This window comes from Bacteroides sp. HF-4919 (genome assembly GCF_018860125.1).
In genome coordinates, this window is the sequence record NZ_JAHKNF010000003.1 from 346804 (window position 1) to 360512 (window position 13709).

Below are 13709 nucleotides of genomic sequence, written 5' to 3' on the forward strand. Positions count from 1 at the left end.
GAAAAGTCCGTATCTTTGCACCCGTTAAACAAAAGCAATGGTCGCGTAGCTCAACTGAATAGAGTAGCTGACTACGGATCAGCCGGTTACAGGTTTGAATCCTGTCGCGATCACTTTAAAGTTTAACTAATGGCCGCGTAGCTCAACTGAATAGAGTAGCTGACTACGGATCAGCCGGTTACAGGTTTGAATCCTGTCGCGGTCACTCTAAAAATAACAAACGGTCGCGTAGCTCAACTGAATAGAGTAGCTGACTACGGATCAGCCGGTTACAGGTTTGAATCCTGTCGCGATCACAAAAGAAGGTATCTTAAAAGGATACCTTCTTTTTTTTTATGCCGCCATTAGGATCATACCGGGATCAACGTAAGTTGATGGACTGCCTTTCTCGGATCAATGTAAAAATCTCTTCAAGAAAAACATCAATACGAAGAGGGCTGTGTGACAGAGGAAAGGTCTGGATATACAAAAAAAGAGTAAAGTCAATTTTTATGTAACTTTACTCTTTGCTTTCTTATAATGATTTAGTTATTAGCATTTTATATTTAACTCGTTAAGTACGTTTCGAATGGCTTCAAATGTTGTGATACGTGTTGGTACCAGTGGCAAACGAAGTTTATTCTCGATCATTCCCATTGCATTCAACATTGATTTTACTCCGGCAGGGTTTCCGTCTACGAATAACAGGTTAAATAACTCTGTAAATTTATGGTGTATGGTCAGGGCGTTGGCAAAGTCACCTTGCAATGCCAGGCGTGTCATCCTGCTGAATTCACGTGGAAAAGCATTTCCGATAACTGAAATAACCCCTACAGCTCCTAATGTGATTAAAGGGAAAGTAATGCCATCATCTCCGGAAATAACATCAAAATTGGCCGGTTTGTTTTTGATAATATCGTCCATCTGAGTGATATTGCCTGATGCTTCTTTAATTGCTATGACATTTTTGAAGTCTTTAGCAATGCGTAAAGTCGTTTCTGCGGTCATATTAACCCCTGTCCGACCGGGAACATTATACAATACAATTGGAAGCTCTGTAGCGCCTGCAATTGCCTTATAATGTTGATAGATTCCTTCCTGTGAGGGCTTGTTATAGTAAGGAACCACGGATAAGATGGCATCCACTCCGGTGAAATCATCATTTTTGAGTGTTTCTACGATAGCTCGTGTATTGTTTCCACCGACTCCTAATAGAATGGGAATTTTTCCGTTGACACGGTCGATTACCATTTTTTTGATTTTCTTTTTCTCGTCTTCGCTCAGAGTTGGAGTTTCGGCTGTCGTTCCCAGCACACACAGAAAATCTGCATTATTTTGAAGCAGATAGTCTACTAATCGCATTAATGCATCGTAATCAACGCTTTCATCCTCTTTGAAAGGAGTAATCAGCGCTACCCCCATTCCTTTCAATCTAGTCTGTATCATGAGTATTAATAATAATCTCTAAATAATTTGCTCGCAAAAGTACGAATATTTTCTTTTTTTACAGCAATAATAATATATAAAATAAGAATATAGCAGAAAAATGTTACAATATAAGCTTTAGAAATTCCTCTTCGTTCATAATTTTAATCCCCAGTTTATTGGCTTTTTCTAATTTAGCAGGTCCCATATTATCTCCGGCCAAGATAAAACTGGTTTTGGCGGAAATACTTCCCACATTTTTTCCTCCATGCTTTTCAATAAGATCTTTGTATTCGTCTCTTGAATGATGGGTAAACACACCACTAATAACGATGGATTGCCCGGCCAATTTGTCAGTATGCTCACTTAGATCTTCTTCCGGTCTGTATAACTGTAATCCTGCTATTTTCAATCGGTCAATTAATTTACGGTTTGAATCGTTTGCAAAATAGTTAAGAATACTCTGGGCAATTTTTTCGCCGATTTCATCGATGCTGACTAAAGTTTCCAAATCTGCATTTTCCAATTCTACTATGTCTTTGAATGATTTAGCTATTTTTTTAGCTACTGTCTCACCTACAAAACGAATGCCTAATGCAAAAATAACTCTTTCAAAAGGAATTTCCTTACTTTGCATAATTCCTCTGATGATGTTTTCCGCAGATTTGTCTCCCATACGGTCGAGATTCTTAATGTCATCAGTCGTCAATTGATAAAGATCGGCTGTATTATGAATTAGATCTAAACGATAGAACATATCAACAGTTTCAGGGCCTAACCCGTCTATATTCATTGCTTTCCGGCTGATGAAATGTTCTATTTTTCCTTTGATCTGCGGTGGACAGGCAGTTTCGTTCGGGCAATAGTGGGCAGCTTCTCCTTCATATCTTATTAACTTGCTGCCACATTCCGGACAATGAGTGATGAATTTTACTTTTTCACCGATCATAAAACGGGCAGCAACATCTACGCCTGTGATTTTAGGAATGATTTCTCCTCCTTTCTCTACATAAACCATATCACCTATATGTAGATCGAGTCCTTCGATGATATCTGCATTGTGTAGAGATGCGCGTTTTACGACTGTTCCGGAAAGCTGTACCGGATCAAGGTTGGCTACAGGTGTAACAGCTCCGGTTCTTCCTACCTGGTAAGATACTGTATTCAGGCGAGTGAGTGCCCGTTCAGCCTGAAATTTATAGGCTATTGCCCAGCGTGGAGATTTGGCAGTGAATCCAAGATTTTTTTGTTGTTTGAGACTGTTAACTTTCAGTACGATTCCGTCTGTAGCAACATTTAAGTTTTTACGTTCTATGTTCCAATAATTAATAAAATCGAATACCTCCTGTAATGTTTGGCATTTACGCATTAGAGGAGAAATCTTGAAGCCCCATTTAGCCGCTTCTTGCAAGTTTTCATAATGTCCGTCAGTAGGCAAATTATCGCCAAGCAAGTAGTAGAGGTAGGCATCCAGTTTTCGGGAAGCCACGATTGCTGAGTTTTGTAATTTTAAAGTTCCTGAAGCGGCATTTCTGGGATTAGCGAAAAGAGGCTCTTCACGGGCCTCTTTTTCCCGGTTTAGCTCTTCGAAAACTTCCCATGGCATTAGGATTTCTCCACGGATTTCGAAAACATCCGGATAATTATTTCCATGCAGAACAAGAGGGATACTCCGAATGGTTTTTACGTTGTCTGTTACATCGTCTCCTTTTTCGCCATCGCCACGGGTTACGGCACGGATAAGTTTACCATTTTCGTAGGTCAAAGAGATCGAGGTACCGTCATACTTCATCTCGCAACAGATCTCAAAATCTTCATTCAATGCTTTTCGTACTCTGTCATAGAAATCGGTTACTTCATTCTCAGAATAGGTGTTTGACAATGAAAGCATTGGGTATTTATGAGCTACTTGAGTAAAGTTTTTATTGATATCGCTACCTACACGCATAGTAGGTGAGTTTTCATCTTTATATTCTGGATGTTCCTGTTCCAAAGTCTGGAGTTCTCTCATTAGGTCATCAAATTCTTTGTCGGAGATTTCCGGAGCATTCAGCACATAATAGTTGTAATTATGTTGGTGGAGTTGGATTCGAAGCTGATCTATTTTTTCTTTTACAGTCATATATTCTTTGGATTGTTTTAGGCAAAAATACAGGTTTCTCTTCGAATATTTGTACTTTTGCGAAAAATTAAAGATTATGCGTATCGATATTATAACAGTATTGCCCGAAATGATTGAGGGTTTCTTCAATTGTTCTATTATGAAACGGGCTCAAGACAAAGGGCTTGCTGAGATTTATATTCATAATTTGCGTGATTATACAGAAGATAAGTATCGTCGGGTAGATGACTATCCTTTTGGTGGATTTGCCGGTATGGTGATGAAGATAGAACCTATTGAACGATGCATTAATGCTTTGAAAGCAGAACGCGATTATGATGAAGTGATATTTACTACTCCGGATGGCGAGCAGTTTGATCAGAGGATGGCCAACAGTTTATCATTATCTGGTAATCTTATTATCTTATGCGGGCATTTTAAAGGTATTGATTATCGTATTCGGGAGCATCTGATAACGAAAGAAATTAGTATTGGAGATTATGTTCTGACTGGTGGTGAATTGGCTGCTGCCGTGATGGCGGATGCTATAGTGCGGATTATTCCGGGAGTAATTTCTGATGAACAGTCTGCTCTTTCTGATTCTTTTCAGGATAATTTGTTGGCAGCTCCTGTTTATACCCGTCCGGCAGAGTATAATGGTTGGAAGGTACCTGAAATCTTGCTTTCAGGGCATGAAGCCAAAATTAAAGAGTGGGAACTTCAACAATCGTTGGAGCGCACCAAAAGACTTCGCCCCGATTTATTGGAAAACTAATTCTTATTGTATGTAAAAAAGAATGTCTTGCTAAAAGACAAGACATTCTTTTTTTATGAAACTATACTATTAATAATGGAATTTGTTTTCATGGAACTTCTCTATTTAATACCAGAATTTGTCTAACCTATTCTGGGATTAACAGAGAAAGGAATATCCATGTTTGAATAACTTTTTTATGGCTAATTGTGACGAAGGGCTATTATCTGTTTGTTACTATACCTCAAGTGCACCTATAATTTCAGAAACGGACTTGCATCCATGTCTTTCCAGGTAATCATTTATACCATCCATTACTTTGATGGTGATAGCCGGATCTATGAAATTTGCTGTACCAATCTGTACAGCTGAAGCCCCTGCAAGCATGAACTCGACGGCATCTTTCCAGTTCATGATACCTCCTAATCCTATGACTGGAATATTTACCGCTTTAGCAACCTGCCATACCATCCGTAATGCTATTGGTTTTACAGCTGCTCCCGACATACCTCCGGTTACGGTTGAAAGTATGGGACGTCTGCGTTCAGCATCAATAGCCATTCCCAGTAATGTATTAATTAATGATACACTATCGGCACCATTAGCTTCAGCTGCCCGTGCCATTTCGGCTATATCGGTAACATTGGGGGAAAGCTTAACGATAAGTGTCTTTTTGTAAGCAGAACGAACTGCCTGAACAACTTCTGATACTCCTTTAGTTGTTACTCCAAAAGCCATACCTCCTTGTTTTACATTAGGACATGAGATGTTTAGTTCGATAGCAGGAATTTTGTCAAGTTCATTAATAATCTCTGCTGTTTTTACATAGTCTTCAATAGCCGATCCGGAAACATTCACAATCATATGGGTTTGAATGTCCTTAATACGGGGATATATGTGATCAGAAAAATATTTCACACCCTTATTTTGCAGTCCTACAGCGTTTAACATTCCGGAAGGAGTTTCAGCCATACGCGGATATGGGTTACCTTCACGCTTGTGAAGAGTAGTACCCTTCACAATGATACCGCCTATTCGCGTTATATCAATAAAATCTGCAAACTCTTCACCATATCCAAATGTACCCGATGCTGTCATTACGGGGTTCTTCATTTGTAGTTTACCAATATTTACACTTAAATCTGCCATAATAGTTTATTTATATTAAAAACAGGACCTTCTTTACAAACGCACAAATGCCCTTCTGTAGTATTTTCAACACAACAAAGACATGCACCTATGCCACATGCCATTGTATTTTCCAATGATACTTCACAATTGATATGATTAGCTTTGGCATATTTGGCTACTGCCATCATCATGGGCTTGGGACCGCATGTATATATCTGTTCGAAGTTTATTTTATTTAATATAGAATGTTGAGTGACATATCCTTTTTCGCCATAACTGCCATCTTCTGTTGTGGTGTAAACCTCTCCGTAAGCGGTAAACTCTTCCAGTTGGAGCAGATCTTTGTCGCTACGTGCTCCTAAAAGGAATGTTGGTTTGCTACCGCTTTTGAACAGCTGCTCGCCTAAATAAAGCATAGGAGCTGTCCCTACACCTCCACCTACTAATAGTAACTTGTCAGAAGGTGTTTTAGGCATTGTGAAACTGCTTCCAAGCGGGAGTACTACATTTATTATATCTCCTTGAGCGGCTTGTGCAAGGCGTTTTGTTCCATCACCGATGAGTTGAATCAGAAACCATACTTCGTTACGTTGTTTGTCTACATAGTTAATAGAGATAGGGCGGCGCAGGAAGGTGGTAGGTGAACCATCCACCCGAATTTCCGCAAACTGTCCCGGTAGCATATCCGGGAGGACGGACTGAGATGTCAATTTCAGCAGAACATAATTAGAATGCAATCTGAGATTCTCAGTTACTGTCAGATCTAAAATAAATTTTTTCATGTATTGTGAGTAAATTCGTATTCGTGTTGCAAAGATACGGGAAATTGTGCAAACAGTGATTTATCTGTCTTATTTTTCTCCTCTGAATGTCTCGTATGTATTATCATCGAAGAAAATTCTTATTTCAGTGATTTTTCTGGAAGGCTTTTCTATATATCTAATTTCCTGTTTTACAATCTCTTTATGGGATGTTTCGGGGCTTTCTAACGCTGTTTCTCTGCGATTTTCCGGAGCCATTGTCTCATTGGACGGAATTATAGCATTCTCAGCAAATAAAGAAGGCTGAAAATCGGAAGTCGGTTGAATGGTTTCTTCCGACATATTGCCGTGCCCATATAATAACCATTCCAAATTTACATAATTATATTTTTGATGTACTTTCATGATAACATCTAAACTGGGATTGTTGCGGCCATTCAAAATGTGCGAGAGAGTGGATTGTTGGATACCTATGCTTTCAGCGAAAGCACCGGAAGCCATATTCTCTTTTTCCATGATCATTTTAATCCTATCTTTTATTTCCATATCCTTTGAAGGTTTTACAAATGTATGACTTATATATTAATTCACAAAAGTAAATGGTATATTTACTAGTGCACAAAAGTAAAAAATAAAAATCACAAAAGCAAATTACAAATACATAATTCATATTTTACTATTGTAAACGCAAGATAGGACTTCCTCTTTAATTCTGTTTGTATTGCCTATACAGTCGTAATAATATATAAAGTATTACTTTATATAGATATTATAATATATTGATTTATTGTAATATGTATCTATGTATTTTATCTTGTGTTGCTTGTTTATTACAAATGTGTCCATATTTTCATGCATTAGTTGAATATTTGATTGATATATATTTTTTTTCTTATTGATTATTCTGTCATTAGCATGTAAAAAAGGAAATGTTAACTACTCCTCTATTACATCTACAAATGTAAATACACATATGTAATGTCGTCTATTTACATTTGTGCTATATTTATTTGCTATACAAAAATGATATTATTACTTTTGTAAATCCATATAAGGGCTATAGTCCTTATTCACAATTGTCATATTGTATCGTTATATATGCAACAAATAGCATGGGAGTTGCTTTTGTCTTTATGCCTATTGGATATAGATATAAAGAATAGCGTGTCATCATACCTTACATTTAGGCTATAATGCCAAATTTTTGCGTTATTTCCGTATGGTTGGTTATCCAAATGAAATTATTCGATTCTGAGGAAGTCAAATATTACCTAATTATTTGATATATAGAAGAATATGCTTGTTTTTTGATATATATTTTTTTTATATTCTAGAAAAATGAATCTATACATAGAGAAATAGCATTATGATATAATTTATACTACTTTAGATAGCATTATGATGAAGCATTAGCACCATATCACACCCATATAGATGATTGATAGGAATCAGTATAATCACAATTTTATTATATGGGATATGTTATCTTCTTTTTGTTGATTTTTATATTGTTCTATTGGGAGTATACTTATTCGCCCCATGCAAAATCTGTTTTCTTTTAGAAGAAACAGAATACTATATTTAAGTTTTATATGTATGGTAGAGACAGGGAAAAGAGTGTAAAATTGATGTGAAGAATCAAGTGGATAATTATAGGAAAGTATATTTCGGATTATGAGGATATATTTACTCCCCATACACATATTTTATACCGGCAAAATATATGCATATAGGGAGTAGATTTAAAGTGGATTGTTTTTAATGAAGAATCTTGAAGACCAACTCGCGGAGGATGTCTCCATCACTAATTGAACCATTGCCCACACCTTTCGATTTAGCATCTGCATATCGTATTTCTCCTACAATTTGCATTGTTTTTACTCCACTGTATTTTCGCATTGCTGCCAGATAATCGCGAGCTTGCCATGGGGTTTTTAGTCCTAACATTGTGGCTACTCCTTGCTCTGATTTATCCGGTGCATAGTACGCTAACATAAGATTTGAGTAGAAATTAAATAGTAAAGAAAGTGTCATCTGTATCGGGTTTGTTTTAGGATTTTCCTCAAAGTATTTTATTATTTTATTAGCTTTGAGTATATCTTTCTCAACCAGTGCACTACGCAATTCAAAGTTATTATAGTCTTTGCTAATTCCTATGTTTTTCTCTATCTGTTCAGGTGTGACACGTTTTTGACCACTGGGTAATGTAATAATTAGCTTTTCCAGTTCGCCTGTTAGACGGCTGAGATCAGTCCCTACAAAATCGGCCAACATCGCAGTGGCTTTGGGTTCCATATCTATGCCTTTACGTTTCATGTACGAACTGATAAATGCAGGTAGTTGCGCCTCTTTTATCTTTTTAGATTCGAATAGGACACCTGCTTTTTCAACTTCTGCAGCTAATTTTTTTCTACGATCCAAAGTGCCATGCTTATGACAAATGACTAAGATAGTTGAATTTAATGGCTTTTGCAGATAATAAGATAACTCTTCTATATTGCGTATAGCTTGTGCTTCTTTTACTATTACAACCTGATGTTCGGACATCATCGGATAACGTTTAGCGGCATTAATTACGGTTGCTACATCCACATCCGCGCCATAAACCACAGTAAGGTTAAACTCTTTTTCTGTATCCGTCAATACATTGTCGGTGATATAATCGGCTATCAAGTCGATATAATAAGATTCTTCTCCCATCAAATAATAGATGGGGCGATATTGTTTGGCCCTCAATTCTTTGAGGATATCGTCGCAAGTCAGTTCTTGTTTTGCCATATAAATGTTGGTGTGGCGTTACCAGTCGAATTTCAAGTGTTTTACAGTTTTCTTTTCGTCAATAATCATTCGTAATGAAGCAATACCTATCTCTACATGTTCCTCTACATAGTTTTTAGTAACTATATTATCGCTTTTATCGGTTTTCACTCCTTCCGGAATCATAGGCTGGTCGGATACAAGCAGCAAAGCACCGGTCGGAATATGATTGGCAAAGCCACAACTGAATAAGGTTGCTGTTTCCATGTCGACTGCCATTGCACGAGTTTTCTTCAGGTATTCCTTAAAGGCGTCATCATGTTCCCATATACGGCGGTTGGTTGTGTAGACGGTTCCTGTCCAGTAATCGCGTGCATAGTCGCGGATGGCCGATGATACGGCACGTTGTAACATAAATGCCGGTAACGATGGAACTTCGGGTGGAAAATAGTCGTTTGAGGTACCTTCTCCCCGGATAGCGGCAATTGGCAGGATCAGATCACCTATTTTGTTCTTTTTATCAATTCCTCCACATTTGCCCAGAAACAGACAAGCTTTGGGAGAAATGGCGCTTAACAGATCCATGATAATGGCTGCATTGGGACTTCCCATGCCGAAGTTGATGATTGTAATCCCTTCTGCGCTGGCAGATATCATATTGGCATCTCTGCCAAGGATAGGAACATTAAATTTTTCCGCAAATATTTCTACATACTTGTTGAAGTTAGTCAACAGGATATACTCTCCAAAGTCTTCCAGATTACGTTTGGTGTAACGGGGCAGCCAATTAGCTACGATTTCTTGCTTTGTTTTCATAAGATTCCATTAAATTTGTGCTCCCAATAACAGGAAGCCATTATTTAACTTACAAAAATAGTAAATGTTATCGTTAAACCTACCAGTATTTGACACTAAAATCGCCACTCGAAATGGAAAAAATGTTATTTTCGATGTGATTCGCCGTCGTTATGTCGCGTTGACCCCCGAGGAATGGGTCCGTCAGCACTTTGTACACTTTCTTATTGTCTATAAAGGATATCCGTCGTCTCTGATGGCCAATGAGGTGCTGTTGAACTTGAATGGAACCAAGAAACGATGTGACACAGTGCTTTATAAGCGTGATCTTACTGCCAGAATGATTGTTGAATACAAAGCTCCCCACATTGAGATCACACAAGCTGTTTTTGATCAGATTACTCGTTATAATATGGTTTTGAAGGTTGATTATCTGGTTGTCAGTAATGGTATGCAACACTATTGCTGCCGGATGAATTATGATACTCAAAGTTATTCATTTCTGGCTGATATTCCGGATTATGCTATCTTGTAAAATTAACAATGTTAACAGTGAATTTGGACCTTTATTGATTTATCTTTAGGAAGTTAATATCGTAAATGTAAAAAGCTAATTGTTTATCATTACGAAGTTAACTTTAACACACTGTTAAAGTTAACTTCGTAATGACAGATTGTTGTCTTCATAATTTGTTTATAATCAGAACTATTACCTAATAACTCAACATATTCCTATTTTTATGGAATAAGCATGAAAGCACTTAATTGTTTTTGTGATAAGTATAAGAAAAAGTCTATTGTCATCCGAGATTCAGCTCGGTGACAATAGACTGTGAAATGAAAAGGACGTTTTTTACAATAGAGATAGTGATATAGAGAACTATTTCTTTTTCTTCCGATCCAAGACGTTTTCTTGGAATTTCTGCATCAATTCATAAAAATTGGGGATATATACGGTTGCCAGCAATGTATTCAGTGCCATACCAAAGACAACAGCTGCCCCAAGAGCAATGCGGCTTTGTGCCCCGGCTCCGGTAGCGAACAGCAATGGCATTACTCCTAACACAAAGGCGAAAGAAGTCATAAGGATCGGGCGTAAACGAACGTGTCCGGCTTCATAGGCAGCGTCACGTATGGAGTTGCCTTCGGCACGGAAATCGCGTGCGAATTCTACAATCAGAATTCCATTTTTAGCTGAAAGGGCAATCAGCAAAATAATTCCAATCTGAGTGTAGATGCTCACTGGGGTACCCATGACGAAGCAGCCTATCATGGCACCCAACAGAGCCATTGGTAGTCCCATGATAGCTGATAACGGGCTTGTCCAGCTTTCGTATTGGGCTGCCAATACCAGAAATGCTACCAATAGTGCCATAATGAATACAATGGTCGTTGTGTTTCCTGCCTGCGTTTCCTGGTAAGCTACCGAAGTCCATTCGTAACCGAATTCATTGCCCAGTTGCTCTTTTATGAGATTCTCCATCTGTTGTATTCCCTCACCTGAACTACTTCCTGAGGCTACATTGCAGGTTATGGAAGCTGTTGAATACATATTGTAGCGGCTTATCTGGTCCATACCCAGACGTTCTTCAACTTTTGTAAAAGAAGAAAATGGTACCATATTTCCCGCGGCGTTGGGGACACTGAGCTTCAATACATCATCGATCACTTTCTGAGCCTGTTCCCCGGCTTCTATTTTTACCTGATAGATGCGTCCGAACTGAACAAAGTCGTTGACATAGGCTGCCCCCATGTAATAACTTAGCGTAGAGAATACATTGTCCAACTGGATACCCATAAATTGGACTTTATCACGGTCAATATTCAGGAAGTATTGTGGCACATTGGCCTGGTACATACTGGATATGGATGCGAGGGCCGGTTGTGTGTGATAGGTAGCCATCAAAGTTTCGATAGCTCTCTGCATTTCTGTCGGTCCCAGATTGTTACGATCTTCCAGTTGTAACTGTAAACCTCCCGAGGCTCCTAAGCCGGGAATGGCCGGAGGCACCATCGCAAATATCTGCGCTTCCTGAATGCCATAAGCCATTTCATTGAAACGCTCTACTACAGCTGCAGCAGTGTGTTCTTTTCCTTTCCGTTCATCCCAGTTTTTCAGTACAACGAAATAGGTACCTGTATTTGATTGTTCGCCACCTCCCATAATAGAAAAGCCACTGATACCAATGTAGTCTTTTACTTCCGGATAACTATCTAAAATTCGGTTCACTTTTTGTCCGACAGCTTGTGTGCGTTCGAGGCTCGATGCCGGTGGCAATTGGATGACAGCGATAAAATACCCGTCATCTTCATCGGGCACGAAAGTTGAAGGCCATTTCATGAACAGAATGACAGCTATCGCTGTAATGATCCCATAAGAGATCAGTGCAAGTCCCGGACGAATGAGTAATCCTTTTACAATGCGGTCATAGAGATTCTGTGTCTTGTCATATACTTTGTTGAATCCTTTGTATATGAAAAAATTGGATGGCTTGTTATGTTCCAAAAACAAGGCACATAATGCAGGGGTCAGTGTCAACGAGTTAATGCCACTCAATACGGTAGAAGCGGCAATGGTCAAGGCAAATTGTTTGTAAAGCTGTCCGGAGATGCCACTGATCAATGTAGTTGGTATGAAAACAGCAAGCAATACCAGTACAACCCCGACAATTGGGCCGGTGATCTCTCCCATTGCTTTGGTGACGGCATCTTTAGGAGAATACTGTCCCGTTTCCAATAATCGGGAAGCATTTTCTACCACTACTATTGCATCGTCTACCACTATCGCTACGGCAAGTATTAATCCAAACAGAGTTAAAGTATTGATTGAGAATCCAAGAGCAGCCATTACTGCCAAAGTACCAATCAGTGATACAGGGATGGTGATACATGGGATGATAACAGCCCGCCAGTTTTGCAGGAACAGGAAAATAACAAGTACTACCAGTAAGGTGGTTTCCAGGAAAGTTACCAATACTTCATCGATAGATGCATTGATGACATCGGTTGTATCCAATGTCACCTTATAGCTGACGCCTGCCGGGAAGTTTTGTGCAAGCTCCTGCATCTTAGCTTTGACTCCTTTGGAAACATCAAGCGAGTTTGAACCCGGTTGTTGATAAATAGCAATGGCAGCAGTGGGATGTCCTTTTAGTTTAGAGACAACATTGTACGAGGAACTGCCAAGGTCGATGCGTGCTATATCTTTCAGTCGGAGCATTTTCCCTCCTTCTCCGGTTCGGATAATGATGTTACCGAACTCTTCGGGAGATGTCAGCCGTCCCTGTACATTCAACGTATACTGGTAGGCGTTATTATTATTTTTTCCAATAGGTTGTCCGATATAGCCGGCACTGACTTCAATGTTTTGTGACTGGATAGCTTGATAAACTTGCGCAGGAGAGAGATTACGGATACGCATTGCTTCCGGATCGAGCCAGACACGCATACTGTAGTTTCCTGCCCCCATTACATTGACAGCTCCTACACCCGGTACTCGTGTTAGTTGATCTACCAGATTTAGTTGTGCATAATTCGTAAGATATAGTCCGTCGTATACAGAGTCTTTTGCCTGCATTGTGAGAAACATCACGATGTTGGATGATTGTTTCTGTACAGTTACTCCCTGGACTACAACTGGTTCCGGCAGTGAAGATTGCGCTACACTTACCCGGTTCTGTACCTGTACGGTAGCCATGTCGATATCTGTGCCTACGGCAAAGGTTATAGTCAGTGAATAGGCACCCGAACTGGATGCGGTGGAACTCATGTAAAGCATACCGTCTACTCCGTTCACTTGCTGTTCAATGGGGATGCCGACAGTTTGAGCTACAGTTTCAGCATTTGCTCCCGGATAGAAAGCAGACACCTGTACTGTAGGTGGAGTAATCTCCGGAAACTGTGCGACAGGCAATATATTTAATGTTACCAATCCCGCCACCACGATAATCAATGCCAGTACCGTGGCAAATATAGGCCGATTGATAAAGAACTTTGAAAACATGTA

General features: G+C 39.1%; 10 protein-coding genes and 3 tRNA genes. 5 read left to right on the top strand and 8 right to left on the bottom strand.

Translation table 11 applies throughout. The annotated features are described in order from the left end of the window. Window positions 1–39: 39 nt before the first annotated feature. The 3 genes from KO473_RS07570 (at window position 40) to KO473_RS07580 (ending at window position 296) form a co-directional block, all read left to right on the top strand. Window positions 40–113: transfer RNA gene (locus KO473_RS07570), tRNA-Arg, on the top strand. 18 nt (window positions 114–131) lie between these two features. Next, window positions 132–205, top strand: a tRNA-Arg gene (locus tag KO473_RS07575). Between the two features lie 17 nt (window positions 206–222). Next, window positions 223–296, top strand: a tRNA-Arg gene (locus KO473_RS07580). Between the two features lie 235 nt (window positions 297–531). On the opposite strand, the gene dapA is transcribed toward KO473_RS07580, so the two are convergent. After that, a complete protein-coding gene (gene dapA, locus KO473_RS07585) occupies window positions 532–1425 on the bottom strand; it encodes a 4-hydroxy-tetrahydrodipicolinate synthase (protein WP_005777861.1) in 894 nt (297 codons plus the stop codon). A gap of 103 nt (window positions 1426–1528) precedes the next feature. Continuing rightward, window positions 1529–3526 carry an NAD-dependent DNA ligase LigA gene (ligA, locus tag KO473_RS07590; protein ID WP_122130576.1) on the bottom strand — a complete coding sequence of 666 codons (1998 nt, stop codon included), beginning with the start codon at window positions 3524–3526 and terminating at the stop codon, window positions 1529–1531. Between the two features lie 76 nt (window positions 3527–3602). Here ligA and trmD point away from each other — a divergent pair, with 76 nt between their 5' ends. Then, window positions 3603–4280: a tRNA (guanosine(37)-N1)-methyltransferase TrmD gene (gene trmD, locus KO473_RS07595; RefSeq protein WP_122130577.1), complete on the top strand. Its 678-nt coding sequence runs from the start codon at window positions 3603–3605 to the stop codon at window positions 4278–4280. Between the two features lie 216 nt (window positions 4281–4496). On the opposite strand, the gene KO473_RS07600 is transcribed toward trmD, so the two are convergent. The 5 genes from KO473_RS07600 to KO473_RS07620 all read right to left on the bottom strand — a co-directional run bounded on the left by KO473_RS07600 (window position 4497) and on the right by KO473_RS07620 (window position 9724). Continuing rightward, complete coding sequence (locus tag KO473_RS07600) at window positions 4497–5408, bottom strand: dihydroorotate dehydrogenase (RefSeq protein ID WP_005820340.1); 912 nt, start codon at window positions 5406–5408, stop codon at window positions 4497–4499. After that, window positions 5396–6172 (bottom strand): dihydroorotate dehydrogenase electron transfer subunit, encoded by a 777-nt coding sequence (locus tag KO473_RS07605; protein ID WP_122130578.1) that lies wholly within the window; start codon window positions 6170–6172, stop codon window positions 5396–5398. Before KO473_RS07605 ends, KO473_RS07600 begins: the two co-directional genes overlap by 13 nt. A 69-nt stretch (window positions 6173–6241) precedes the next feature. Next, a complete protein-coding gene (locus KO473_RS07610; protein WP_005777850.1) occupies window positions 6242–6697 on the bottom strand; it encodes a helix-turn-helix transcriptional regulator in 456 nt (151 codons plus the stop codon). 1212 nt (window positions 6698–7909) lie between these two features. Further along, entirely contained in the window at window positions 7910–8929 is a 1020-nt protein-coding gene (holA, locus tag KO473_RS07615) for a DNA polymerase III subunit delta (RefSeq protein WP_005777846.1), read from the bottom strand. Window positions 8930–8947: 18 nt separating this feature from the next. After that, complete coding sequence (locus tag KO473_RS07620) at window positions 8948–9724, bottom strand: AMP nucleosidase (RefSeq protein WP_005777845.1); 777 nt, start codon at window positions 9722–9724, stop codon at window positions 8948–8950. 64 nt (window positions 9725–9788) lie between these two features. Between KO473_RS07620 and KO473_RS07625 the strand changes: the two genes are divergently transcribed. Continuing rightward, on the top strand, window positions 9789–10238 hold the full coding sequence (locus KO473_RS07625; protein WP_005777844.1) for a type I restriction enzyme HsdR N-terminal domain-containing protein: 450 nt from the start codon (window positions 9789–9791) through the stop codon (window positions 10236–10238). A 345-nt stretch (window positions 10239–10583) separates the two neighbouring features. On the opposite strand, the gene KO473_RS07630 is transcribed toward KO473_RS07625, so the two are convergent. Continuing rightward, window positions 10584–13706: an efflux RND transporter permease subunit gene (locus KO473_RS07630; RefSeq protein ID WP_122130579.1), complete on the bottom strand. Its 3123-nt coding sequence runs from the start codon at window positions 13704–13706 to the stop codon at window positions 10584–10586. Window positions 13707–13709 lie beyond the last annotated feature (3 nt).